The 24,482-nt window shown below is 66.9% G+C and carries 19 protein-coding genes and 2 pseudogenes; 17 read left to right on the forward strand and 4 right to left on the reverse strand.

Going from position 1 to position 24,482, the window contains the following annotated elements; genetic code table 11:
• Positions 1-259 precede the first annotated feature (259 nt).
• Positions 260-688, reverse strand: a pseudogene (locus tag ACZ69M_RS39335) (GNAT family N-acetyltransferase); the annotation flags it as partial.
• 284 nt (positions 689-972) lie between these two features.
• Positions 973-1,683: a TetR/AcrR family transcriptional regulator gene (locus ACZ69M_RS39340; RefSeq protein WP_470057644.1), complete on the reverse strand. Its 711-nt coding sequence runs from the start codon at positions 1,681-1,683 to the stop codon at positions 973-975.
• 212 nt (positions 1,684-1,895) lie between these two features.
• On the opposite strand from ACZ69M_RS39340, the gene ACZ69M_RS39345 reads away from it, so the two are divergent.
• The 4 genes from ACZ69M_RS39345 (at position 1,896) to ACZ69M_RS39360 (ending at position 7,213) form a co-directional block, all read left to right on the forward strand.
• Positions 1,896-3,329: an MFS transporter gene (locus ACZ69M_RS39345; RefSeq protein ID WP_470057646.1), complete on the forward strand. Its 1,434-nt coding sequence runs from the start codon at positions 1,896-1,898 to the stop codon at positions 3,327-3,329.
• 48 nt (positions 3,330-3,377) lie between these two features.
• Entirely contained in the window at positions 3,378-5,042 is a 1,665-nt protein-coding gene (locus ACZ69M_RS39350; RefSeq protein ID WP_470057647.1) for a CocE/NonD family hydrolase, read from the forward strand.
• A 297-nt stretch (positions 5,043-5,339) separates the two neighbouring features.
• A complete protein-coding gene (locus ACZ69M_RS39355; protein WP_470057649.1) occupies positions 5,340-6,899 on the forward strand; it encodes a carboxylesterase/lipase family protein in 1,560 nt (519 codons plus the stop codon).
• Between the two features lie 185 nt (positions 6,900-7,084).
• Positions 7,085-7,213 (forward strand): hypothetical protein, encoded by a 129-nt coding sequence (locus tag ACZ69M_RS39360; RefSeq protein ID WP_470057650.1) that lies wholly within the window; start codon positions 7,085-7,087, stop codon positions 7,211-7,213.
• On the opposite strand, the gene ACZ69M_RS39365 is transcribed toward ACZ69M_RS39360, so the two are convergent.
• Positions 7,207-7,839 (reverse strand): TetR/AcrR family transcriptional regulator, encoded by a 633-nt coding sequence (locus ACZ69M_RS39365; protein WP_470057652.1) that lies wholly within the window; start codon positions 7,837-7,839, stop codon positions 7,207-7,209. The two genes, ACZ69M_RS39360 and ACZ69M_RS39365, sit on opposite strands and share 7 nt — an antisense overlap.
• A 153-nt stretch (positions 7,840-7,992) precedes the next feature.
• Here ACZ69M_RS39365 and ACZ69M_RS39370 point away from each other — a divergent pair, with 153 nt between their 5' ends.
• The 3 genes and pseudogenes from ACZ69M_RS39370 (at position 7,993) to ACZ69M_RS39380 (ending at position 11,255) form a co-directional block, all read left to right on the forward strand.
• On the forward strand, positions 7,993-9,732 hold the full coding sequence (locus ACZ69M_RS39370) for a carboxylesterase/lipase family protein (RefSeq protein ID WP_470057718.1): 1,740 nt from the start codon (positions 7,993-7,995) through the stop codon (positions 9,730-9,732).
• Positions 9,733-9,765: 33 nt separating this feature from the next.
• Positions 9,766-9,942: pseudogene (locus ACZ69M_RS39375) on the forward strand (histidine kinase); the annotation flags it as partial.
• Between the two features lie 83 nt (positions 9,943-10,025).
• The gene (locus ACZ69M_RS39380) at positions 10,026-11,255 is read left to right on the forward strand and encodes a cation:proton antiporter domain-containing protein (RefSeq protein ID WP_470057654.1); all 1,230 of its coding nucleotides are present in this window, start codon (positions 10,026-10,028) and stop codon (positions 11,253-11,255) included.
• 508 nt (positions 11,256-11,763) lie between these two features.
• Here ACZ69M_RS39380 and ACZ69M_RS39385 read toward each other — a convergent pair.
• Positions 11,764-12,993: a hypothetical protein gene (locus tag ACZ69M_RS39385; protein WP_470057656.1), complete on the reverse strand. Its 1,230-nt coding sequence runs from the start codon at positions 12,991-12,993 to the stop codon at positions 11,764-11,766.
• Positions 12,994-13,595: 602 nt separating this feature from the next.
• Between ACZ69M_RS39385 and ACZ69M_RS39390 the strand changes: the two genes are divergently transcribed.
• From ACZ69M_RS39390 to ACZ69M_RS39435, 10 genes are all read left to right on the forward strand, one after another.
• A complete protein-coding gene (locus tag ACZ69M_RS39390) occupies positions 13,596-14,375 on the forward strand; it encodes a GntR family transcriptional regulator (RefSeq protein ID WP_470057658.1) in 780 nt (259 codons plus the stop codon).
• A gap of 28 nt (positions 14,376-14,403) precedes the next feature.
• Positions 14,404-14,910 carry a VOC family protein gene (locus ACZ69M_RS39395; RefSeq protein WP_470057660.1) on the forward strand — a complete coding sequence of 169 codons (507 nt, stop codon included), beginning with the start codon at positions 14,404-14,406 and terminating at the stop codon, positions 14,908-14,910.
• A 234-nt stretch (positions 14,911-15,144) separates the two neighbouring features.
• Positions 15,145-16,215 (forward strand): hypothetical protein, encoded by a 1,071-nt coding sequence (locus tag ACZ69M_RS39400; protein ID WP_470057661.1) that lies wholly within the window; start codon positions 15,145-15,147, stop codon positions 16,213-16,215.
• 99 nt (positions 16,216-16,314) lie between these two features.
• Entirely contained in the window at positions 16,315-17,100 is a 786-nt protein-coding gene (locus tag ACZ69M_RS39405) for an SDR family NAD(P)-dependent oxidoreductase (RefSeq protein WP_470057663.1), read from the forward strand.
• A gap of 96 nt (positions 17,101-17,196) precedes the next feature.
• Positions 17,197-18,006, forward strand: a complete 810-nt coding sequence (locus tag ACZ69M_RS39410) for an SDR family NAD(P)-dependent oxidoreductase (protein WP_470057665.1) — start codon at positions 17,197-17,199, stop codon at positions 18,004-18,006.
• Positions 18,007-18,044: 38 nt separating this feature from the next.
• A complete protein-coding gene (locus ACZ69M_RS39415; RefSeq protein ID WP_470057667.1) occupies positions 18,045-19,115 on the forward strand; it encodes a hypothetical protein in 1,071 nt (356 codons plus the stop codon).
• Between the two features lie 79 nt (positions 19,116-19,194).
• On the forward strand, positions 19,195-20,361 hold the full coding sequence (locus tag ACZ69M_RS39420) for a mandelate racemase/muconate lactonizing enzyme family protein (protein ID WP_470057669.1): 1,167 nt from the start codon (positions 19,195-19,197) through the stop codon (positions 20,359-20,361).
• Positions 20,362-20,383: 22 nt separating this feature from the next.
• Positions 20,384-20,854 carry a VOC family protein gene (locus ACZ69M_RS39425; protein WP_470057671.1) on the forward strand — a complete coding sequence of 157 codons (471 nt, stop codon included), beginning with the start codon at positions 20,384-20,386 and terminating at the stop codon, positions 20,852-20,854.
• A 66-nt stretch (positions 20,855-20,920) separates the two neighbouring features.
• Positions 20,921-21,685: an IclR family transcriptional regulator gene (locus tag ACZ69M_RS39430; protein WP_470057673.1), complete on the forward strand. Its 765-nt coding sequence runs from the start codon at positions 20,921-20,923 to the stop codon at positions 21,683-21,685.
• A 390-nt stretch (positions 21,686-22,075) separates the two neighbouring features.
• Positions 22,076-24,286, forward strand: coding sequence for a glycoside hydrolase family 2 TIM barrel-domain containing protein (locus tag ACZ69M_RS39435; protein WP_470057674.1), 2,211 nt, complete (start codon positions 22,076-22,078; stop codon positions 24,284-24,286).
• The last annotated feature ends 196 nt before the right edge of the window (positions 24,287-24,482 follow it).

The following is a 24,482-nucleotide window of genomic DNA, read 5'->3' on the forward strand; positions in this document are numbered from 1 at the left end:
GGTGACCATCTGATTGAGAGATAGGTTCGGCAGGTTGTTGCAGGTCAACAGCATGATCAGGCGCCATGAGGCCTGAACGCGTGAGCGGCTGCCGACCCGAGAGCCGAGGGACGGCACCTTGCAGGTTCTTGGGCCCCGACGCATCTCAGAGGCCGAGGCCGAGTTCTTCGCGCGCTACACGGCGGACTGACCTTCGTCCTGCGCTCCGAGGGCGGGCGTTTCCTCAGCACACCTCGTGGTCTGAAATTTGGCCCGTTCGTCAGTGTCGGTCGCTCACCGTGGCCCGGACGGCGGACGGGCCGGTGAAGTCCTTGGCGAGGGCGTCCATGAGGACCTCGTCGCAGACCTCGCCGAGCCAGTACCCGGCCTCACGCAACGCCCCGACCGTGTGGAAGCCGGCGTTCTCGCACGCACGGATGCCCGCACTGTTCGGGGCGAGGACCTTGAGCCACACCATCCGCAGGTTGGTGATGTGGAAGGCATGGTCGAGAGTGAGCTGGGTTGCTGCGGTGCCGAGGCCGCGGGCTTCCGGTGCAAGCATGATCACGTACTCGGCAGTGCGTACGGAGTGGTCCGGCAGGAGCGTCGCGACGCCGGCGGGTTTCGGGGTGGCGTTGCTCAGGTCGTAGATGGTGAAGCGGATGTTCTCGCCGCGCAGTTGGTGGGTAATGCCCTCGGTACGGGCTTCGAGGGACTCGGGACTCCGGCGGCCGCAGCCCGCGAAGAGGCTGCCTCCTTGGGCAGTCGGTTTCGTTCATGGTCTGGGTTGGGTGTGGCTCTTCTTTTGGAGTGACGGAGACCCATAGCCACAAGAGGCATTCTTGACCTCGAAACTCGCCCAAGTCGCGTGGCCTGCGAAGCCGAGGTCCGAGCGGGACATCGGGATCTCCGTCACTCCAGAGGAGCCGCACCCGTTGCCGTTGTACGTGCGGGTAATGGCCCGGAGATGCCGAAGGCGCTCCTCGTAACTGTTCAGGACGGAGTGGGGCCACGATCGGGCTGGGTGCGGCTGTCGGTCCTGAGCTCTGATCCTTCCAGGTATGGGGCAATGAGGGTTTCGAGGAGGTCGAGGACAGCGTCGGTGGGGTAGTCGTCGCCGACGAGGGCGTGGTGCATTTCGATCCCGTCGACAGCTGCATAGACGAGTTCGGCAAGGGGGAGGGGTGGGAGGGGATCGGGCTGGGCGGCGATGGCTTCGCTGAACGCGGTGACCGTCCAGGTGAGAAGCCGACCGAGACGCACACGCAGTGCGGGGTCGCGTAGTGCGAGCGTGGCGATCTCGAAGTACGCCTGGGTTGCGGTGCGGTCTTCGTACATGTGGCGCACGCCCTGGAGGTACGCGCGGAAGCGTGAGGCGGGGTCGTCCAGGGTGCTGGCGCGCTGGGCAAAGTCGGCGGTTGGATCCGCGTAGAGGCGGTCCATGAGGGCTTCGATCAGTCCGGCACGGGTGCCGAAGTGGTAGGAGACGGTCGTGACGTCGACGTGTGCGTGGCGGGCCACGGCGACAAGGGTGAGGCCCTTGGTTCCTTCGCGCAGCAGGACGTACTGGGCGGCATCGAGGATGGCTGCTGAGGTGGGCTGATCGTCGGAGGGCCGGTGGCCGAGGGGCGTGCCCTGGCCTGAGGGTCGGCGCACAATCTCGGTGGGGCGGCCCCGGCGCCGACGGCCTGGTTCTTCGCTCATGATCGCCTCTCGATTTTTTCCCATGGCGTCATGACGCGTTCACAGTAACGTCCCCGCCACGCCAAAAACTCCCTTGAAGGAGGTGCCGTGCACCGTCCGTCGATAGACACTATTCCGGCCATTGCCTGGGGTGTAGCCCCTGCGGCCGTTGTTGTCGCACCGCAGCTCACCGCCCATGTCGCATCCGATGCCGAGATCAGCAGGTATCTGGCGTGTCCCTCTTCCAGCGGCGCTCGGGGTCGGCGTTGAGCGCCCTGGGTGTAGCGCCCCGTGTCGGGGTGCTGCCGCGGCGTGTGCGCTGGGGGTATGGCGGAGGTGAGTGGGCCAACGCGGTCATGTGGAGCGCGTTCTCGGGCCTGTACCTGTACTTCTTCACCGATGTCGTTCACGGCCGCCCCGCGTGGGGCGGTTTGATCATGACCCTGGGGTCGCTGTGGAACACGGTGCTCCAGCCGTACGTCGGGCTGCGATCTGACCGGCTGCGCGGCGCTCGGGGCCGGCGCAGGCCGTTCCTGATCGCCTCGGCTCTTCCGTTCGCCGTCACCTCATGGCTGCTGTTCACCGACTTCGGGCTGACCGGAGTGACAGCGGACGTCTACCAGCTGATGGTGGTGATGGCATGGTTCACGAGCCTGACCGTCTTCTACGTCCCCTACGGCGCGATGGGCGCGGAACTGACCACCGACAGCAGGCAACGCACCGCGCTGACGACGGTGCGAACGGCGTTCTCACAGATCGGCGCACTGGTGGGGGCCGTGCTTCCGCTGACGCTGCACGACTGGCTCCAGGATCTGCTCGGGGGCAGTGAGACCGCGGGCTGGTCCGCGGCCGCCGCGGTGGTCTCGCTCGCGGCGACGGCCGGCATCGTGATCACCTGGCACACCTCACGCGGCTTCGAGCGGGCGGAGGCAGAGGAGACGACCGCAACCTGGCGGGACACCCTCGGGCTGCTGCGCTCGCGGTCAGTACGGCTGCAGATGGGGATGACCGCCTTCGGATGGGCGCCACTGAGCGTGGTGGCCACGGTCGCGATTTACTTCGCCGTCCACGTCATGGGGTTCGAGAAAAGCACTGCGGGACTGGTGATGCTCGTCTGGTTCGTCTCCGGGCTTGCCTGGCTTCCGCTGGTCTCCCATTTGACCGGCAAGCTGGGCAAGAAGCACACCTTCGCTCTGTTCACCCTGGCCTGGACCGTTTTCCAGTTCCTTTTCCTCCTGGTGGAACACGGCGATCTGGTGCTGTATTGGGTGCTGCTCCTGCTGAGCTCCTCGGGCAGCATGGCTGTCGCCGTCACCGGATGGTCGATGCTGGCCGACCTGACCGATGCGGAGCAGCTTCGTACCGGGACACGCCGCGAAGGCGCGATCTACGGTCTGGGTGCGTTCGCGCAGACCGGTCTGGGCGCCATCGCCGTGCTCGTGGTCGGCCTGGTGCTCTCGGCCGTCGGCTACGACGGCGACGGAGAACCGAGCCCGGACGCGGTCTTCACCATCCGAGTGCTGATGTCCATCGGCGCGGCCGTGTGGATGGTACCGGCCCTGTTCTTCTGCCTGCGCTACCCGCTGTCGACGCAGCGTCACCAGGCCATCCGCGACTGCCTGGAGACGGGCGACGGCGACCGTGAGGCCCTCATCCGCGGCCTGTGACCTGGGACAGCTTCGGCGGCCGCCCCCTTCGCATCTTCTGGAGAACCGATGACTTTGCCCATTGTCCGCACCGATGCCGAGCCCGTTCCCGAAACGGCTGCCCAGCACCTGGTCGCGATGCGCGACCACGTCGAGCTCGCCACAGACGTGTACCTACCCCCGGGACCCGGGCCCTTCCCGACCGCGCTGACGCGGCTGCCGTACGACAAGAACAGCCGGTACGTCTTCATGGGCGCCATCGCCGCCTACTGGAACGAGCGCGGCTACGCCGTTGTCGTCCAGGACGTCCGTGGCAAGTTCCGCTCCGGCGGCGAGACCCGGCCCTTCGTCCACGAGCCGGCCGACGGCTACGACACCATCCAGTGGATAACCGAGCAACCCTGGTCGGACGGCCGGGTCGGGATGTTCGGCGACTCCTACTACGGCGCCACTCAGTGGGCCGCGGTCTCCTCCCGGCACCCCGCCTTGAAGGCAATCGCCCCACGGGTGACCGGAGCCGACGGCATCCGCCCCGACGCGTGGGTAACGCTGGGTGCGATGCCGCTGTTCGGTCTCCTGTACTACCTGGGGTTCTGGAGCGACCGTCACACGTACGAGTTCGAACCGGATCTCGCCCGCCGGCCGCTGGTGGACGCGCTGGAGGAGGTCGTTGAGGCGATCGGCACGCGGATGACGATGTGGGAGACCACGTTCCCCGAGGTCAAGCAGGTCGACGCCTACCCCTTCGGTCACCCCTTCGACGGGCCGCCTCTTCCGGTGCTGCACCAGGTCGGCTGGTACGACAACTGCCTGCCGTTCAGCATCGGCGATTACGTGGAGCTCGCGGGCCGCGCGGACTGGGCCGCTCTGCAGTACCTCGACGCGGACTCCGTCGACCATGAGAATCATCATCTGGACGACTGGCCGATCACCGAGGACATGGACCACGCCGTCAGCGATGAGGCTCTGTCTGCGATGCTGCCCCGCTACCTGGACTCGCTGATCGCGTTCTTCGATGTCTACGTGAAGCAGGTCGCGGCTCCCGAGGTTCTGCCGCGGGTGCGGTGGCACCAGGGCAACCTCGGCTACCGCACCGCCGCTTCTTGGCCGCCGCCCGGCACGCGCACCCTCGATCTGCACCTTGGCGCAGCCGACACCGCCGGAACAAACGAGGCCGGCGGCGCGCTGACGGCCGAGCCGCCTGCCGGGGCCTCGGCCGGAACGTGGACGCATGATCCGCAGGATCTGGTCCCCAGCGTGGTGTCGGAGTCGTTCGGCCAGCTCGTCCACAGCGCCGACGAGACTGGCGTGCTCGGCCGGCCGGACGTGCTCACGTTCACCACCGAGCCCGCCCTCCAGCCGCTCGACCTCGCCGGACCGATCACCGCGACGCTGACAGTGGGCACCGACGGCCCGAGCGCTCACATCTTCCTGAAGGTGTGCGACGTCGCCCCGGACGGCACCTCCCGCATGATCGTTCGTGGCCAGGGCCTGATCGAGGGTGGCGACACCACGACGGTCTCCGTCTCTCTCACTCACACCGGCTACCGCCTCCTGCCCGGTCACAGCCTGCGCCTGCACGTCGCTTCCAGTGACTTCCCCCTTTTCGTCCCGCACCCGGGCACCAACGAGAACCCGTGGCTCGCCACGGGCGGGCAGAGCACCGTGCAGACCCTCCGTACCGGTGCGGGTACCTCCTGCCTCACTCTCACGGTCGTCGAGGACCTCAGCTAGACGCCGCTGCGGGGTTCTCGCCTCCGGGAACCCCGCCCCAAGGTGTCTGCCGTCCGGACCGCCTGCTTCAGCAAGACCGGCCCTGCCCTTCGGCCTGCAGATCAGCTCCCGCAACCACGACGACTTCTCTCATGGGCCTCGCCCACGCCTGGGAACAGCAGACCGGCTTCGTCCACAAACCACTGCCCTACTGCGAGCGCTCGACCTGCGGCTCCCTGCCCAAGACCTGTCCCTGCTCGATTCCACGAAAGGCAGCATCGTATGAGACGTCTCGTCCTCTCCCTCCTACTCGCAGCCATGACCATCACACCGGCCATCACACCGGCCATCACACCGGCCAGCGCGGCGGCCAGCGCGCCGACGGTCCGGACGGCGGAAGGCCCGGTGCGGGGCCAGCAGCTGACCGACCTGGAGGCGTACCGCTCGATCCCGTACGCAGCGCCGCCCACCGGCGACCGTCGCTTCCTGCCGCCGGTCCCGCACCGGGCATGGAAGCAGACCCGCGACGCCAGGCAGCCAGGCCCCGCGTGCATGCAGACCGACGAGTACGACCCCACCGAGAACAACTCGGACGTGCGGTCGGAGGACTGCCTCAGCCTGAATGTGTGGACACCGAAATCCGGTTCGGGCACGCGGCCAGTGCTGGTGTTCATCCACGGCGGCGCGTTCGGCTGGGGCAGCGCCCGCAACACCTTCCTGGACGGCTCGGCGCTGGCCAGGCGGGGCGACGCCGTGGTCGTCACCATCCAGTACCGGCTGGGCGCCTTCGGCTTCACCGAACTCTCCAACCTCGACAAGCGCTTCGCGGGCGGCGGCAACGCGGGACTGCTGGACCAGATCGAGGCGCTGCGCTGGGTCAAGCGCAACATCGGCGCATTCGGCGGCGACGCGGGCAACGTCACCATCTCCGGAGAATCGGCGGGCGGGGAGTCGGTGCGCATCCTGCTCGGCACCCCCGCCGCCCGTGGACTGTTCCACAAGGCGATCATCCAGAGCGGCATCAACAACCTCATGGATTCCACGCCGTCGAACGCGAAGCACATGACCCGCAAGCTGATGAAGGCCGTGAACGCCACCACGATCACGGACCTCCAGCGGGTCGACGCCCGGACGCTGGCCGAGAAGGGAGAGGCGGCGGGCGTCTTCTCCTACCCACACGTGGATGGCTACGCCTACCCGACGGCGCCGAACAGCATGGCTCCCGTGCCGTTGATGATCGGAACCAACCTGGACGAGATGCGCTACTGGACCGCGATGTGCGCAGCGCCCGGCGACAAGTCGGTCACCACCCCAGCCCTGATCAAGAACGTCTTCGGCGACAACAACACGCTGCGCGACTACTTCGGTGACCGCGCTGATGACGTCGTAGCCTCCTACCAGCGCGACTACCCGAGCCAGGAAGAGGCGGTCACCACCTTCCTGGGCGACGGCGACTTCCGTGCCTCCTCCATCCGGCTCGCCGAACAGCAGGCACGCCAGGCCCCCACCTACATGTACCTGTTCGGCTACCGCTCGCCGGTCAAGGGCAGGACCGGCAAGCCGTACGGCGCGGCGCACTCGATGGAGCTGCCGTTCGTCTTCGGCACTCTCGACAAGCCGGAAGTCCGTGCGGTGACTGGCCCGAACGCACCCCAGGACCTGGCCGACCACACCATGGACGCGTGGCTGGCCTTCGCCAGGTCGGGCAACCCGACTACAGCGCAGCTGTCCTGGCCGAGCTACAACGCCCTCACTCGCTCCACGATGCTGCTCGACCACACCAGTCAGGTCGTCAACGACCCCTACGCCGAGCAGCGCAAGGCTTGGAAGCGGGTGCCGTTCACACAGTTCCCCTACCCCCTGCCCTTCGCCGCCTAGACCACGGGGCCCCGCCCTTCCACGCCGATCCTCAGCCGCGACGCCATCGCCGAGCGCGCCCTGTAGATCATCGACGCCGAGCCAGTGGCGGACCTGTCCACCCGCAGGCTCGCCACTGGCTCGGCGACAGCAGTCCCTCGCTGTACCTCCACTTCGCCCGCAAGGACGAGATCCTCGACGCGATCGTGGAGCAGATCAACAACGAGATCCGTGTCAAGGAACGGTCGCTCGACCGGGCGAGCGCGCTCACCGGCTACGCCCACCAGCTGCGCGCCCCGCCGGCCGACAGCCGGGCGTCTCTCGCGCTTCAGTGATCACCCCGGCAGTCGTCGCCGACATCGCAGGGGCCCGGCCTGGCCCCTGCGAGCGCTCCGGGGCGCAACAGACGATTGAGATTGCGGGCGGCTCGGGTGAGGCGGTCGGAGGTCCAGGCCGTGGGATTTTCCAGGGTGCTGAGCATGGCGCCACGGGAGAGGAGGTAGATGAGGTCGGCGGCAGCCCAGGGTTCGGGGATACCGGCGGCTTCGGCGGCTTCACCGAGTTCCCGATGCCACCCGTCGAGCGACTGGTGGACGAAGGCCAGGTCCTCCGGATTGGTCTGGGGCTCGGTAAGCATATGCAGCAGGAGCGCGGCGAGGACTTCGTCCTCCTCGCTCGACCAGTCCGCCGCCCACTGGGACATGAGCTCGATCCGCTTGTCCGCAGTCAGCTTTTTCAGGCGACTCTCCTTGGCCGCCCACCGGTGCTCCACAGTGGCGAAGGTGAGAATCAGCAGTTCCCGCCGGTTGCGGACGTAGTGGGTGACCAGACTCGTCGAGCCGCCCATGGCATCGGCCACGGCCCGGATCGTGAGCCGGGCCGCCCCCCGCTCACGTACCACTCGTAGGGCAGCCTCGCCGATCTCACGCCTGCGCTCTGCACTCTCCACCTCGGCTGGCATATCGCTCCGTCTCCTCCACTTCCGCTCATGCGGGTCTCGCCCGACCTCATATCTTATCGTTTGCAACAAGGTTGTATATTAACGTTTGAAACAGTGTTGTAACTAACGGAGGTCGCCATGCACAGACTGCTGACGCTTATCGCTGCCCCCTTGATGACCCTCGCCTTCACCGCCCCCGCAGGTTGCGCCACGGGAGATTCGTCACCTGTGGTGACGACAACGGGTGGCCAGGTCCGGGGGACGTCCCGCGATGGTGTGCAGGCTTTCAAAGGCGTGCCGTACGCCGCGCCTCCGACCGGGGAGCGCCGGTTCAAGCCCCCGCAGGCGGTCGAGCCGTGGTCGGGCGTGCGGGACGCGACGAGGTTCGGCGCGGCGTGCGTGCAGCCGCACGCCAAGATCGTTCCTGACGGAACGAAGCTGTCGGAAGACTGCCTGACCGCCAACGTCTGGTCACCCGGTGCGACTACCGCGTCGGGCGGCCGTGACGGCGCCAAGAAGCCGGTGATGGTGTTCATCCACGGCGGCGGATTTATGGAGGGCACCGCCGCCGAGTCGATCTACGACGGTGCGAACCTGGCCCGCAAGGGAGTCGTGGTCGTCACGCTGCAGTACCGGTTCGGGCCGTTCGGCTATCTGGACCTGTCCTCCGAGGGGGACGAGTATGCGACCAGCGCCAACAACGGCCTGCTCGATCAGATCGCCGGGCTGCGCTGGGTGCGCGACAACATCGCCGGCTTCGGAGGCGACCCCGGCAACGTCACGCTCTTCGGAGAGTCGGCCGGCTCCATCTCCATTTTTTCGATCATAGGCAGCCCGCAGGCCGACGGTCTCTACCACCGGGCGATCCTTCAAAGTGGGGCTGCGGCCAACGTTTCCGACCGGAAGCAGGCCAGCAGGATCTCCCAGGCATACCTCGAGCTCGCCGGCGCGTCGACCGCCGCCGACCTGCGGAAGCTGAGCGCCGAGAAACTGCAGCAGGTGACGAACGATCTCTACGACAGCGACTTCTCCGACACCGCGTTCGGGCCCGTCGTCGACGGTGACGTCCTACCGGTGCACCCCCTCAAGCGCCTGGAGTCAGCAGACGGGCCGAAGGTGCCGGTCGTGATCACGACCACCCGGGACGAGGCCCGCTACTGGATCGAGGAGGTTCCCGAGATCGAGAGCATGCCGGAGAGGCTCTACCGGCCCTGGCTGGCCAACCTCGTCGGCGATGACCACGTGGACGCGGCCATCGCCGCCTATCGCGAGAACCGTCCCGACCTCACCGAGGCCCAGGTGGGCATGGCTCTCATCGGCGACGTAGCGTTCCGTGCCCCCTCCATTCGAACCGCAGAGGTCCTGGCGCGCCGCGGGGTCCCGGTGTGGATGGGCCTGTTCACCGCGACCTCACCCAAGGACGGAGGCAAGTACGGCTCGCCCCACGCCATCGACCTTGGCTTCGTCTTCGGCAACTTCTCCGCCGATCCCGACTTCTATGGCAGCGGCACCTGGCGCGACCGTCTCTCCAGCGAGGTCCAGGACCTGTGGACCACGTTCGCGAAGACGGGGAACCCGGGCCGCGCGGACTGGAAGGAGTACAACCTCGCCGACCGCCCGACCCTGATGATCGACAAGAAGACCACCGTCGAGAACGACCCGCTCGGCAACGAACGCAAGGTTTTCGACGCCCTGCCCTACGACGGCACCAAGCCGACCTTGCAGGACCTCGCCCCGCTGACCTATCCCGGGACCCCTCGGTACGACCCGCGCGTCCTCGCCGCTCTCATCGGCGCCCGTTGGACCGGCGCGGTCATTGCGGCATTCGTCGCGCTCCTGACCGGCACGACCTTCGGTGTCCGTTACCTCCTTCGGCGACGACGCGTCTCACGCGCGGCAGCGGACGCCGCGTGAACGTGCGCCGACACGTGAACGTCTGTCGCGGAGGAGATCGAGGAGGTCAAGGAGCACGAGCGGGCCCTGCACGCACAGACCGTCCTGGCCCGCGAACGTACCCAGCTCGCCCGCAAGATGCACGACGTCGTCTCCCACCAGGTCAGCCTGATCGCCGTCCAGGCCGGTGTCCTGCAGGTCGCATCCCCGGCGGCGGCTTCCAGGTCCGCCTGCGCCTCCCCGTACACCCCGGCTGACCTTGTCGACAGCCTGAAGCTCGAAGCGGATCCTCAATGATGGTCTCTGTTCTGATCGTGATCACAACCGTGGTGGCCGCGTGGTCACTCGTCGCCCGGCGGCTGGAGCCGTGGCACGTACGGGCCCCGATGGTCCTGGTGCTTGCGGGGGTACTCACCGGACTGTTCACCCACCACGAGCTCGCGGCCACCCTCAACTCCGAGGTCGCCCAGCACGTGGCCGAGGTCATTCTGGCGGTCCTGCTGTTCGTCGACGCCACCGAGCTGCCGGGCGGACGGCTGTTCGGCAACGATCCGGGGTCGGTGGCGCGGACCCTGTTGGTGGCCTTGCCGCTGAGCCTGGGCCTGATGGTCCTTCTGGGCTGGTTGCTGCTGCCCGCCTTGCCGTTGGCGTTGCTGCTGCTCATCGCGTGCATCATCGTTCCGACGGACTTCGCCCCCGCCGAGACCTTGGTGCGCGACCGGCGGATCCCGGCTCGGGTGCGCAACGTGCTCAACATCGAGAGCGGTTACAACGACGGGATCGTGTCGCCCGTCTTCCTGTTTGCGTTGATCCTGGTCGGCACGGACTCCACCACCCGCACTCCCGCGGAGGCGCTGGGCACGATTGTGCCGGCCGCGGCGAAGGCTATCGCCGTCGGCTTCCTGACGGGCCTGCTGATCGCATGGCTGATGAACCGGGCCGACCGCGCGCACTGGATGACGGAGCAGTCCCGCCGGATCATCGTGCTGGTCACGCCGCTGATCGTGTACACCGTGACGGTGGCGGTGGACGGCAACGGCTTCGTGGCCGCGTTCGTGAGCGGCATCGCCTTCCGGTACGTCCGGCAGGTACCGGTCCGTCGGCAGGGTGCTCCGGCTCCCGACGCTTCGGACTTCCAGCTCATCGAGGACACCAACGCGATGATGACGATGTGCATGTGGTTCTTCTTCGGCAACGTGGTGGTGCTCACGGTGGCCGAAGGCGTCTCCTGGCCCGTCGTCCTGCTCTCTGTCGGCGCACTCACCGTCGTGCGGATCCTCCCGGTCCTGCTCGCCTTCCTTGGATCGGGGTTCACTTGGCGCGACCGGCTCATGATCGGCGCCCTCGGACCACGTGGCACCACGTCCATCGTGTTCGGCCTGCTCGCCTTCAACGGCCTCCCCGACGGCTCTTTCGCCGTGACCGCCCTCAACGCCATGACGGTCACAGTGCTCGGCAGCGTCCTGCTTCACGGTGCCGGCTCCGTCGCCATCGCCCGATTCTTGAACAGACCGCGCGCACGAGCCGACGGACGCAAGGGCTGACTGGGCGTTCGATGCTGTTCAGCTGTCGTACGCAGCAGTTGTACGCGCGCCGAAACGAGTCGAGCTGCAGAACAAATCGAAGATCAACCGGGCAGTAAGCCTCAACGCCGACCCGGTAGCCGGGACCGGTGCTCGGGCGCGGCCGCCTTCGCCATCCGCACGGCCTCGGCGACCTTCGCGCCGAACGGGGTCGGTCGCATCCCGCGCCAGCGCGCCGCTCGCTCGGCGGGCGATGCGTTCCTTCGGCAGGGCCTGCATGGCCCTGGCGTAGTTCTCCCTTGCCGTGCCGGTGCCCATGGGCCGTCGCCGACGGGGGCGGTGGAGCGGGATGTTCTCCCAGGAGGTATCGGACGGCTAGCGCCCCCCGCGCTACCCAACGCCGCTATCGCCACCACCAGTTGATCCCCAACGCCACGACGAGGAACACCACCCGAACTTCGCCTCGGCCGAAGTGCCCGTGGTCATGCGAGGACGGGGCGAGGCGTGACGCCCAAGCTCCCCTCGTCCGTCATCGCCCAGAGCCTGTTTCCGTAGCGAAGCGGGCAAAGATCTCCGATACCCCCTGGAAGCCATCGGTCCGCTTCCAGGGCGGCATCTGCTGCGACCGCGGGTCGCTTGCTGGATAGGTGCTCACGATTGCGAAGGACGCCATGTCCAGGTCCTTCGCGCCCTCGCCGGTCGGCAGCGCCGGCTTGGAGAACTCGAACACGAACAGAGCGTCAACCTTCGAGCCCGTCATCAGGCCGATCTGCGTTTCGATGTACTCGGCCTGCTCGGCTTCGTCGCGCGTCGGGACGACGCCGTCCGTCCAAATTCCTGTGCCGTCGGGGTCCGCACCCTGGAGTACGGTGAAGCCGCCGGCGCCCCGCGCGTCGGCACCCGCGTACTTGCAGCACCCGAACTCCATGGCGGCGATCGGCTTGCCGTGCTTGCGGTGACGCTTGAAGATCGCGCGGTACTCCTTCTCCGTCTGGCTGTCCCGATACGCGTCGAGTCCGACGATGTCGAACGGGCTCCAGTCGACGTCCTCCCAAAGCCCAGCCGCGTACGACACGACGCCGTGGAAGTTCCTGCGGACGGCCGCTGCATAGGAGTGGAGCGTCTCGTTGAGCAACTCGGCCTTCTCCTCCAGGGTCTTCAGTGCCTCGGGCGAGCCAGGCGGCGTATACGCGAGGCGCGATTGTTCGGCCACCCACGCACCCCTCTCCGCGTATGAAGCGCCGGGGTAGATACCGTCGGTGAAGATCGTGAGTTCGCATCCGACGAGGAAGACGATGTCCACTCCCTCGCGTCTCAGTCGCTCGGCCGCCTGCGCTGCCTGCGCGACGTAGCTCCGCGTCTCGTCGAGGCCCGCATTCATCTTCCACGGGTTGAAGTAGACGGTCAGGCCGAACGCGTGGGCGATTCGCGTTGCGGTGACGAGCCGGTCGATCACTTCGCCCTCGATACGGATGGCATTGGCGTGGAGCTCGTTCGCGATCGAGTTGATGTCGTATCGGACCAGATCCTCATCGAAGGGTTCGACAGACAGGCCCTTCGGACCGAACCTCAGGCCGACGTCGTAGACGACGCCGTAGTGCCTCGGCCGATGTGGGGTCGAGCGCTGCGACGCCTGACTGGGAGTAGGGCTCTCCGCAGGCGGTGATCCGCTGATGGCGTTGAGCGTAAACGGTAGGGCGGCGACACCGCCGGCCGAGTACCGCAGCAGTTCCCTTCGGGCGATCGGGGATGAAGTCATGCTTGCCTCCGCTCGTGTCGTGACTACGTGCTGGCGTGACGCGCAAGGTCCTCGGCCGCGCCGGGGGTGGTCTGGCGGGTTCCCGCATGGTCAATTCCGATGCGGGACCGGGGGCGGGCAAGGTCGACGAAGCCGTGGGCGTCAGCAAAGCAACCTGCGGCGAGTATTGCAATACTGTGAGATTGGGTTTCAAATAATTGAACTTTGGTGGTGCGGTTCGCGGGCAGTGGCACCGAGCGGCGCTTGCGGGCCGGCCTGCCTAAGTGCGGAGCGCTGCAGTTTCGGATCCGGAATCCAGGAGTGCGATGCTTGCCTGTGGTCCGAGCCTGTGCGCCTTGGGCTGGCCCGCAGGTGTTCGTCGAGGGCTTCGATTGCTGAGGGAGATGCGTCGGCCCGGCGGGGCGAGTGTGGCTTTGACCAGCAACTTCGGGATGCCCGGGTCTTGGTGTGCCGACTGTCGAACGTAACCCGGTTGTCGCATCTGTGTATCGCCTGCGCAACCTTGTTGCGCTAAAGCGAAGTGTTGACTCTCGGTGCTCGAGCATCCATGCTGGCCAGAGTTAGCCCGGATCCTGGATCCGAAAGTTTCCACAGGAGTTGAGATGTCTGTCGCAGTGAGCATGCTTCGACAAGTCGGCACTGCCTCGGTGCCGCGCGACCGGCGCGCGACTCGCGACTGGGTGCTGCGTCAGCTGTACGAGTGGATCTTCAGCGGTGACATTGAACCCGGGGTTCCCTTGTCGGAGACGGAGCTCGCCCAGCGCGTCGGAGTCAGTCGGCAGCCGATCCGTGAAGCCTTGCGCCAACTGGAGAGCGACGGGCTGATCGAGGAGGCGGCGGGCAACGGTGCTCGGGCAGTAGTGGTGTTCGAAGAGCGGCACATAGCGGAGATCTATTCGATCCGTGCGGCGCTGGAGTCAGTGAGTTTCCGCGCCGCATGTTCCCGGATCACAGAGGAGCAACTTGCCGACCTGGAGCGAGTGCAGGCCGAGCTGGAAGGCAGGCTTCGCCACGGTGCGCCGGATCCGGGCATGTACGACGCGGCCCCCGACTTCCGCTTCCACGAAATCGTGGCCGAGGCCGCCGGAATGCCCCAGCTCCACGCCTTCCTGGTGAACGTATGGATCAAGACGTGGGCTCTCCTCAACCAGGTGCAGCTCGCCGGTACTTACCCCAACGAAAGAGAGATCGCTGACTCCTACCGGGATCGGCGACTGCTGCTCGACCTGCTGCGGGAGCGCGACGCGGAACGGGCCGCGGCGGCGGTCGTGACACACGTGAATCGCCGCAAGGACCAGCTGACAGCGGCCATCGAGTCAGGGCGGGGAGGATTCCGCCTTCCCGGTGTCATCTCACCCGGCCGCGCGGCGGTCTTCGCATGATTCCCCACGAGCAAGGGAGCGCTGAGTGATGGCAGTGCTTGGTGTGCTGCACGTCGGACTCACGGTGTCCGACCTGGACCGGTCGTCCGACTGGTACTGCCACGTGTTCGGCCTGAAGGAGGTGCATAGGCAGCCGGGTGACAACGACTACACCCGCACTCTGGTGGGCATCCCGGGCGCCGCGCTGCGGGTGGCCCAACTGGCGATGCCTGACCAAGACGCAGTGTGGCCGTCCAGTCACACGATCGAGCTCATTGAATACGTCAGAGAGCCTGGCGGCCGGGTGGCCCCACTTCCGAACGATGTGGGTGCGAGCCACCTGGCGTTCGTCGTAGACGACATCGACGCCATCTGCGCGCGGGTCACAGCATCGGGTGGAGTGCTGCGTAATCCGCCGACTGAGGTGACGGCTGGCGTCAACCGCGGGAGCCGGGCCTGCTATCTGCACGATCCCGACGGTCACACCCTTGAACTCATGGAGTACGGCGTCGAGCGGGCTGCGGCGCTGCGGGCACGGACGACAGCGTCTTCGTAAGCACGTTGGCGAAGCCACGGGGGACGGCGACCAGGCTGTGCGGACAGCACGCTCAGTACACGCACAGCCTGGTCGGCCACTCGCGTACGACGGCGGTCGGCCGACCTCCATCGTGTTGCCCACGGCCCCCGAAACCCAACTCTGCGCACATCCGGACCGGTAGCCACGACCCAGGTCCCGCGCACGCTCAGGGCTGACCCCGCCATAACCCCAACCCATCAAGGAGTGAGTTCCATGAAGTATCGCGGTGTTGTGTACGACGTTGGTCTGAGGTTCACCAAGGAGGCGCTGTCGGTCGCCCCCTTCTCCCGCGAGCTTGTCGAGCACGACATGCGTGCGATCGCTGACACCCTGCACGCCAACGCGGTTCGGATCGAGGGGGAGGACATCGACCGGCTGGTCGCCGCGACTCAGGTCGCGCACGCCTGCGGCCTCACTGTCTTCTTCAACCCGTGGAAGATGAACGCAGATGCCGACGAGACCCGCGTCTACCTGGCAGAGGCCGCCAAGGCGGCCGAGCAGCTCAGGAGGGACGGCGTTGACATCGTCTTCGTGACCGGCTGCGAGTACACCATCTTCAGCGATGGGATCTACCCCGGCTCGACGTACATGGAGCGCGGAATGTGGCTCGGTGCCCAGATGCAGGGGGCGGCTTTCGGGGCGCCGGCCGCTCTGCCCGATCCTCTGCCGGAGAAGGCGAAGCTGCTCAATGAGGCACTCAAGTCCTTCGCCGAGACCATTCGGGCTGACTTCCTCGGACAGGTGACGTACTCCGCGGGAGCGTGGGAGGACGTCGACTGGGGTCTGTTCGACCTCGTGGGTGTCGACTACTACCGCCACGGCGAGACCGACCAGGAGTACGTCGAGGGTCTGCGTCACCACCGGCATGGCAAGCCGCTCGCCGTCATGGAGGTCGGCTGCTGCGCCTACGAGGGAGCCGGAGTTCTCGGAGACGCGGGGTTCGCCGTACTGCAAGGTACGAACCCCGACGGCACCGGCATCTGGCGCGACGGAGTCGCTCCCACCCGCAGCGAGCGTGAGCAGGCCGACTACGCCGGGCGCCAGCTCGAACTCCTCAGCGGAGCAGGCGTAGACGCTGTCTTCATCTTCTGCTTCTCCTTCCCCGCCATGCGCACCGGCGAGGGGCAGCGGGACTTTGACCGCGCCAACTTCGCCCTGGTCAAGACCTACCCGGAGGACGACCCGAGGTCCAAGGCCATGCCGCCTTGGGAGCCCAAGGAGGCGTTCCACCGGGTTGCCGATTTCTATCGGCGTGAGGCTGAAGCCGCCAACCAGGGGAGCTGACCGCACAACAGACACCCGTGGCCGTAGGACTGCCACGTACGGAAGGCAGTCGTGGAACAGCCGTGGCTGATCCACTGAACCAATGAACTGGAGCTGGACATGGACGGAGAGCTGGCGGGGCGGGTCGCGCTCGTCACCGGAGCAGCGGGAGGCATCGGCGAGGCGACCGCCCGCCGACTGGCCTCACTGGGCGCGCAGGTCGTCTGCGCCGACGTCCGTTTCGCCGAGGCCGCGGCGATTGCCTCGGAGATCGGCGACGCGGCCATCGCGATCAACCTGGACGTGACGGAGCAAGCGCAGTGGAACGGAGCCTTCGCCGCCGCGCGAAGCGCCTTCGGCCCCGTGAATGTTCTGGTGAACAACGCCGGCGTGATGCCCTGCGCGTCGATTGCCGACATCACGGACGAAGACTTTGAGCGTGTCGTCGACGTCAACTTCCGCGGCCCATTCCTCGGCATGCGCACGGCAGGCCGCGAGATGCCCGAGACCGGGGGCGGCGTGATCGTCAACATAGGCTCCGTCGTGGCGACGACACCCGTCGAGACGCTCGGCGTCTACGCGGCGACCAAGGGTGGTATCGCGGCAATGTCGAAGGTCGCGGCGATGGAGTTGGGCCCCAAGGGCGTACGCGTGTGCGTGGTACGGCCCGGCACCATCGCGACAGCGATGAGCGGCCCGGCCGCGCCGGAGGCCCCCTTCAACCAAGTCCTCGCCCTTGGCCGGATCGGCTATGCCTCCGACATCGCGGACGCCATCGCGTTCGCCGCCTCGGACCGCGCTTCCTACCTCACTGGCACCGAGATCACCGTCGACGGTGGCTGGACCGCCGGACGGTACGCCGCGGAAGTCGTGGGCGCGGGGGCTTCCCTCGGCGCCATGGCCTGAGCGGCCACAGACGGCTGCGGCAGCAGCAAGCGGGGGGCCGCAGCCCCACCTGATCCGCCTGCAAACCCAGCTTGAACTTCAACAGAGGACAGACACATGGCAGGAGAAAGCGAAGGACCCGTCGCCCTGGTCATCGGCGGCGCGAGTGGGATCGGTGAGGCGACCGCCGATGAGCTGGCGCAGCAAGGGTGGCGCGTGATCGTGGCCGACCGGGACACCGAGGGCGCCGAGCGCGTCGCCACCCGAATAGGAAAGACGGGAACAGCGGCCCATGCCGTCGGCGTGGATGTCACCAGCACCTCTTCGGTGGAGGCAGCGACGCGCGACGCGGCCGAGCGCTGGGATCGACTCGACGCCGTGATCCCGTGCGCCGGCGTCATCGACCCCTCGCCGTCAGACACGCTTGAGGACGATTCGCTGCTCCGGATGCTCGACATCCACCTGGTCGGCACGATCCGCTGTGTGCGTGCGGCCTTCCCATATCTGTGCGAGGCCGCCGAGCCGGCGATCGTCGCCATCTCTTCGGTGGCGGCACACATCGGCACTCCGCACCGCCTCTCCTACACCGCGGCCAAGGGCGGTATCGAGGCGATCGTACGGACCCTGGCAGTGGAATGGGCTCCGTCCGGAATCCGTATCAACGCAGTCGCTCCTGGTTGGGTGAAGACCCCCATGATCGCCACAGCGATCGATGCAGGCCGACTCGATGCCGGCACGCTCGAGAAGCTCAGCCCGTTCGAGCGGTTGGCCGAGCCTGTGGAGGTCGCGCGGGCGATCACCTTCCTCGCCTCGCCGGCCGCCAGTTACGTAAGCGGCACCACGCTCCTCGTCGACGGCGCACTCACCGTACGCGGTCCGTGGCCGCAGGGGGTCGTTCCACCTCCTGTCCGCGGACGCCGAAGCTGAAGATGAAGAGAATGTCCACCACAGAGAAAGGCCAGAGGATGAAGTATTACGGAGTCGTCTACGACATCGGCTTTCGAGTGTTCGGAGAGGGCCCGTCGTCCGTCGAACCCTTTGTGCCGGACGTGGTCCGCAATGACATGCGGATCATCGCGGACGAGCTGCACGCCAACGCGGTGCGCATCGAGGGCGAGGACCTCGACCGGCTGATGCTCGCGAGCCGAGCTGCGGTCGATGCGGGACTCGCCGTCTTCTTCTCTCCGTGGAAGATGAACGTCGATCTCGAGACCTCCAAGCAGTACATCGCCGAGGCTGCAGCGCTGGGCGAGCAACTCCGCCAGGACGGCGGGGACATCGTGTTCATCACCAACTGCGAGTACTCGATCTTCTGCGACGGTGTGTACCCCGGATCAAACATCTTCGAGCGCAGTGCATGGGCGAAGAGCTACTTCGAGAACGGTGCGCTGCCGCTGACACCGCAGGCGCTGCACGACGATCTCCGCGAGCCGCATCGCCGACTCAACGACGCCCTCCGCGAACTCGCGGCCACCGTGCGGGAGTCGTTCCGTGGTCCGGTCACGTATTCCTCCGCGTCCTTCGAAGACGTCGACTGGACGACCTTCGATCTCACCGGCCCGAACTTCTACCGGGAGCGCCAGAACGACGAGGAGTACCTCGCCGGGCTCGAGTACTACCGCTCGTTCGGAAACCCGGTGATCGTGCCGGAGTTCGGGAGCTGCACCTACGTCGGCGCGGCGAACCTGGGTGCCCGGGGCTGGCGGGTCGTGGAAGACGTACTCCCCGACGGCTCCGCCGTGTGGCAGAACGACACCGTGCCGACGCGCAGCGAGCGCGAGCAGGCCGACTACCTCGAGCGCCAGCTCACCTTCTTCGAGGAGCACGACGTCCACGCCGCGTTCGTCTTCCTCTTCTCCCAGATCAGCCGACCCGGCGGTGAAGGGTCACGCGATCTCGACCTCGGTTCCTACGCGCTCGTGCGGTACTACCCGCCTGAGGATCCCCGAGCCCAGGAAACCCAGCCGTGGGAACGCAAGGAGTCCTTCCACCGAGTGGCCGAGATGTTCCAGAAGCTGGGCACCTCGAACGACTGAATCCGGCTCGGGTCTGAAGGGGTGGACCAGGACCGATCCTGGCCCACCCCCAGCCTCCTCTCAAACATGGAGCCAAGCTATGAGGCTGCAACCCGCGCGAGGCGAGAGCGAAATAACGGGTATCAATGAGGGCGTCGGTCAGCGCGTAGTGCTCGCAGAGATCGTCGGCTGTTCAATTTCGCTCCCCGCGCCAGTACGTCTTGGTGACGCCGTCTATGCCAGTCGCGACTATGTAGCTCTGAGGCTCGTCGACGATATGGGCACAGAGGGCCTCGCCTTCGGGTACACGCGGGGCACACCCCTCGCGGCAACGCTGGAGTCCATACTCCGCCCGGTGGTTGGCACGAGGGTCGGTGACCGGCAGGGAACCCTCCAGCGAATCCTGTCGGCGAGCCCGGCCGTGCGGCCGCTGCTCGTCCGCGCGGCAAGCCTCGCCGACATCGCGCTCTGGGACCTCGCCGCGAAGCACGCCGGCGCTCCGTTGGGCGATCTGCTCGGCGCCACACGCGATCGGGTGCCCGTGATGCCCGTTGCCGGGTACTTCCGCGACGTACGTGGTGACGAGTCCGTCATCGAGGAAGTGACCGAACTGGAACGGCTTGGTCACCGGCAGATCAAACTCATGGTGGGTGACCTGAGTTCGCCGAAGGCGATCGCATTCCTCAGCCGTGCCCGCGACGCGCTCGGGCCCCAGACACGGCTGGCGGTGGATGCGCATTACAGTCTCGCGACACTGCCCGAGGCCATCCGGACCGCCCGGGTGCTGGAGGACGTAGGCATTGCTTTGCTCGAGGACCCCTTTGTGCCCACGGAATGGCGCAGACTTCGCGAGCTGCACCGCGGCACCGGGATCGAGTTGGCTGCCGGTGAGGATGTCGTCGATCCGGTGCAGTACCGCGATCTCCTGGACAGCGTCGCAGTGCTTCGCGTCGACCCGACGACATGCGGCGGTATCCGCGCGGCGCTCAGCGGGATCGAGGCGGCGAGCCTGCGCGGAGTCGACGTCATTCCGCATGTGTTCACCGGCGTTTCCGCTCAACTGGCAGCCGCGTACCCGATCGTCACGAGTGTCGAGCACATCTCGTCGGCGAGCGGCTCGGACCCCATCGACCGCTACTTCGATGGAGAGATCAAGATCGAAGGAGGCGAGGCGATCGTGGACCGCAGGCCCGGTGTCGGCATCCACCTGGACTGGGAGCGGCTCCGCCGCGATGCCGTCTCCGTTGTCCGCATCGATGCGGCATGAGCCGCGAAGGGAGTGCACAGCCATGACAGCGAAATTCCGCCACTGCGGGCTCACCGTGAGCGACATCGGCCGGTCGCTTGAGTTCTGGCAGGACGCCCTCGGGCTCGATCTTGTGGCCAGGCAGTCACAGGACCGCGGCTACATCGAAGTCGTCACGCAGGAACCTGGCGCCCACGTACATCAGGCGCACCTGCGATTCCCCGGCAGCGACGACTTCATCGAGCTGCTGCAATACGTTTCCCCGTACGGCGAACCCAAGAAGCTGCTGCCGCGTGACCCCGGCGGCGGCCACGTCGCGGTGACTTGCGACGACCTGCCGACTCTCCTCGCGCGACTCGAGGCCGCCGGCGGACGGCGATTCACCGACCCCGTCGAACTCGACCGCGGAATCAACGCCGGCGCCCTCGTGGTGTATCTCCGCGACCCGGACGAACACATCGTCGAGCTGGTCCAGCCTCCGCGTATCCCGGCCCAGCCGCCTGATCGCAGGTGAAGGGATGCAGCCAAGTTCACGAACCGACATCGCCGATGTCAAATGGTGAACGCTAGATTTGAGAGTATGACTGATCAAGGACCGCTCGACGAGCCGCGGAGCCAGACACGTATTCAGTCCGTCAGCCGGGCGGTCGGGCTGTTGCTGGCCATCGCCGAGAGCTCAGACGGCGAGACGGCCAAGCGCCTGGCCGACCGCGCCGGACTGTCGCTGGCGACGACCCATCATTTGCTCACCACGCTGTGGGCCGAAGGCATGCTTGCCAAGGATGAGTCCCGCGTGTTCCGTCTCGGCCCGAAGGCTGCCGTCATCGCCGATGCCTACCAAAGGTCCGGCTGGGTGCCGCCGGAGTACCGCAAGGCGCTGCACTCGGTGGCGCACAAGACCGGAGAAGCCGCGTACCTGGGCGTCTGGCGCAACGGCGGGGTTCAGGTGCTCGACAAGGTCGAGGGCGCGCATGCCGTTCGAGTAGTCGGACTGGACGTCGGGTTCAGCAAGGACGTGCATGCCCGAGCGAGTGGCAAGCTGCTCCTCGCGTTCGCGCCGGAGGAGGTCCGGGCCGCCGTGCTCGACAGGATCCGGCTCCGGCAGGTGACCGAGCACACGATCACGAGGAAGGCTGACCTGCTCGCCGAGTTCGAGGCCATCCGGCAGGCGGGTCTTGCGTACGACCGCGAAGAGTTCCAGCAAGGTGTCAAGTGCGTCAGCATCCCGCTGTGGCGCGACGATGCGGTCGCCGCCTGCATCACGCTGTCTGCTCCTAGTCAGCGATTCGACGCTACTGAGGATGTGCTGGTCGCCGCGCTGCGGGAGGCTGCATCGGCTGTCTAGGACTCCCCGCGCCTCGTTCAGGGCCGCCCGGTCGTGATGCCCGGGCGGCCCTTTGCTGTTGGTACCAGATGTTCCCGTTCGTGAGCGCGAAGACCTCCAGGCCTCTTCTTGCGGAAGTCTTTTGTTTCAGGATTTGAAATGCACTATCACCATATTGTTTCACCGGCTATGGTTTGAGTGCTGGCACTGATCGTGCGGCGAGAGCGTGCAGGCGGACCTTGCGACACAGTCACACGCTCTTTGCGGTCTCTGCGCCGCCGACGGCCGGCCTTGCGCCGGACTGCGGGCTCGGCCGAACCGTTGGACCGCGACCACATGGCGTCAACGACAGATCGCGAGACCGCGCGCAGCGTCGCTGCGCCGGCTCGCGTGGAGAGGAACGCGTGAGGAATGCGCAGCATCATCAATCTTGACGGCGCCTGGACGGCGGCCGAAGGAAGCCTCGAAAAGATCCCGGAGGCGTTCGACCACACCGTGCCGGTGCCGGGTCTACTCGACATGGCCTCCCCCGCCTTTGCGGAGGTCGGGCTGCAGAGCAGTCTGCGCGAGGCATTCTGGATGCGACGTGAGTTCGATCTCGATCGCGACCCTGCGCCGCTGAACCTTCTGCGGATCGGCAAAGCGCGCTACGGCACGAAGGTGATCCTCAACGGCGTGGAGATCGGCGAGCACCGCCCCAACCACACTGTGGGCGAGTTCGATCTCGGTGGCGCGCTCCAGCGCGGTCGCAACGAGCTGCTCGTGCGGCTCGGACCATGGCGTGACGAGGAACCGACATCGGTGCCCGACGGACGCGACATCGAGGCGTACCTTGCTGTTCCAGGGATCTACGACTCGGTGGAACTGATCCTCGCCGAGTATCCGTACATCGACGTGGTCAAGACCGCGCCGGACCTGGATGCAGGGTCGGTGCGAGTGCTCGCTCGGCTCCGCGCTGGAGACGAGCCGGCCGTGTTCACGCTGGCTGCCGTGGTCGGAGAGGCGGCCTCCGGGGACAAGTGCGGCAGTGCGAGCAGCGGTGAACTCACCCTCGCACCGTACGAGAGCCGCGAGGTGGAGTTGGAGGTGGCGCTAGAGTCGCCTCGGCTGTGGAGTCCTGAGGATCCGTTCCTGTACGTCCTGGGCCTCAGCACCCCCGCCGATTCGTGCAGTGTCAGGTTCGGCATGCGATCGTTTGCCTTCGACAAGGCTTCGGGCTATGCGCTGCTGAACGGACAGCGGTACCCCATGCGTGGATCGGCAGCCGCGATGTTCCGATTCTTCGAAGATCCAGACCGAGGTGGCCGGCCGTGGGATCCCGCGTGGGTACGTAAGCTGCATCGCCAGTTCAAGGCCATGCACTGGAACACCATCCGGTACGCCATCGGGTTCCCGCCCGCCTTCTGGTACGACATCGCCGACGAGGAGGGCCTGCTCGTCGTCGACGAGTTCCCGCTCTTCTACATCGACCTCTCGGACGACGCGCCTGCAGTCGAAGCCGCCCGCGCCCTCGACCCGAGCGTGCGAGGCCGCGGTCTGCGCAGTATCACCGCAGGGCAGCCGCGTACGACCGAACCGGCGAGGGTGCCATGGCCGGAGGTGCTGACCGCCGACGCGATGGAGGCCGAGTTTTCGGAGTGGGTCGAGGGGCACTGCAATCACCCGTCGGTCGTTATGTGGGGGAGTAATTGCGAGGGGAGGTCCCCCGAGACCGGGATCCTCGTCGAGCGAATCCGCAAGCTCGACCCGCAGCATCGGCCCTGGGGCGACGGCTGGAGTGGTCCCCCCACCGACGCGGACCCCTACGTCGCGCACTGGTACCTGCAATGGAACGCCGCGATGCGCGGAGAGCCCGCCGGCATCGGAATGCTGTCGGGGATGCGCAAGACCGCGATCGGTTATCCGCTCGGCGGCGCACCGCAGGAGCTGCTGCCGCATCTGTGCACACCGAACAAGGACTTCGACGGCGTGCCGGTCAACACCGGCGGCAACGCTGTACTGCTGGAGGAGTACGGCTGGCTGTGGCTCACCCGCGACGGCAAGCCCACGCGCCTCACCGAGCCGATCTATGAATCGCTGGACGGCTGGCCGGCCGCGACCGTCGACGAACGCCGCTACACGCGTGCGCGCCTCACGGCAGCGGAGACCGAGTTCTTCCGGTGCAACCGCACACTGGCGGGTCTGCTGCTGTTCTGTGCACTGTCCAGTTCCCATGACCGGGTTTCGACCGCCGATGCCTTCACCGATGTCGAGTCCCTGGAATACGAGCCTCACTTCCTCCGGTATGTACGCGACGCGTTCGCGCCGGTTGCTCTCATGGTCGATGTGTGGGATCGCCAACTCCGCGGCGGCATCCTCCACGAGATACCGGTGACCGCCATCAACGACCTGCCCGACGACTGGAACGGCGACCTGGTCGTGCGCGTGCAGGACGCTGACTCGGGCGAGCTGGTCAGCGAGCAACGGCGCACCATCCGCATTCCGGCGCTGGGCCAGGAGCGGCAGCACTTCGGCCTGACGACGGTGATCCCCGACGGCGAGCACCAGATCATCGCTGAACTCACCGACGGCGAGGGCTACTCGGTGCGCAGCGTGCGCGACATCCGCATCGCTTCGGACTGACGCCGCGGGCTGTTCGGTGACCGCGCCGGGACACGTCGGGTGCCTTGTGGCGTCCGCGGCGCGGATGGCAGGAACCGCTGACCGCCGGAGCATCTCGATTGCCGCCCTGACGGGCATGCGGGGCGGCCATCGAGCGTGCCGACGCTGGCCTGTTCCGCGGGACGCGGTCCACCGCAGAACGGTAAAGGCTGCGAAT

This window comes from Streptomyces sp. NPDC107454 (genome assembly GCF_055582885.1).

Bases quoted from the DNA above. Each gene is read 5' to 3' on its own strand.
- ACZ69M_RS39340 (WP_470057644.1), bottom strand. From the start codon at position 1,683: ATGAGCGAAGAACCAGGCCGTCGGCGCCGGGGCCGCCCCACCGAGATT.
- ACZ69M_RS39350 (WP_470057647.1), top strand. From the start codon at position 3,378: ATGACTTTGCCCATTGTCCGCACCGATGCCGAGCCCGTTCCCGAAACG.
- ACZ69M_RS39355 (WP_470057649.1), top strand. From the start codon at position 5,340: ATGACCATCACACCGGCCATCACACCGGCCATCACACCGGCCAGCGCG.
- ACZ69M_RS39365 (WP_470057652.1), bottom strand. From the start codon at position 7,839: ATGCCAGCCGAGGTGGAGAGTGCAGAGCGCAGGCGTGAGATCGGCGAG.
- ACZ69M_RS39370 (WP_470057718.1), top strand. From the start codon at position 7,993: ATGACCCTCGCCTTCACCGCCCCCGCAGGTTGCGCCACGGGAGATTCG.
- ACZ69M_RS39385 (WP_470057656.1), bottom strand. From the start codon at position 12,993: ATGACTTCATCCCCGATCGCCCGAAGGGAACTGCTGCGGTACTCGGCC.
- ACZ69M_RS39390 (WP_470057658.1), top strand. From the start codon at position 13,596: ATGTCTGTCGCAGTGAGCATGCTTCGACAAGTCGGCACTGCCTCGGTG.
- ACZ69M_RS39395 (WP_470057660.1), top strand. From the start codon at position 14,404: ATGGCAGTGCTTGGTGTGCTGCACGTCGGACTCACGGTGTCCGACCTG.
- ACZ69M_RS39400 (WP_470057661.1), top strand. From the start codon at position 15,145: ATGAAGTATCGCGGTGTTGTGTACGACGTTGGTCTGAGGTTCACCAAG.
- ACZ69M_RS39405 (WP_470057663.1), top strand. From the start codon at position 16,315: ATGGACGGAGAGCTGGCGGGGCGGGTCGCGCTCGTCACCGGAGCAGCG.
- ACZ69M_RS39410 (WP_470057665.1), top strand. From the start codon at position 17,197: ATGGCAGGAGAAAGCGAAGGACCCGTCGCCCTGGTCATCGGCGGCGCG.
- ACZ69M_RS39415 (WP_470057667.1), top strand. From the start codon at position 18,045: ATGAAGTATTACGGAGTCGTCTACGACATCGGCTTTCGAGTGTTCGGA.
- ACZ69M_RS39420 (WP_470057669.1), top strand. From the start codon at position 19,195: ATGAGGCTGCAACCCGCGCGAGGCGAGAGCGAAATAACGGGTATCAAT.
- ACZ69M_RS39425 (WP_470057671.1), top strand. From the start codon at position 20,384: ATGACAGCGAAATTCCGCCACTGCGGGCTCACCGTGAGCGACATCGGC.
- ACZ69M_RS39430 (WP_470057673.1), top strand. From the start codon at position 20,921: ATGACTGATCAAGGACCGCTCGACGAGCCGCGGAGCCAGACACGTATT.
- ACZ69M_RS39435 (WP_470057674.1), top strand. From the start codon at position 22,076: ATGCGCAGCATCATCAATCTTGACGGCGCCTGGACGGCGGCCGAAGGA.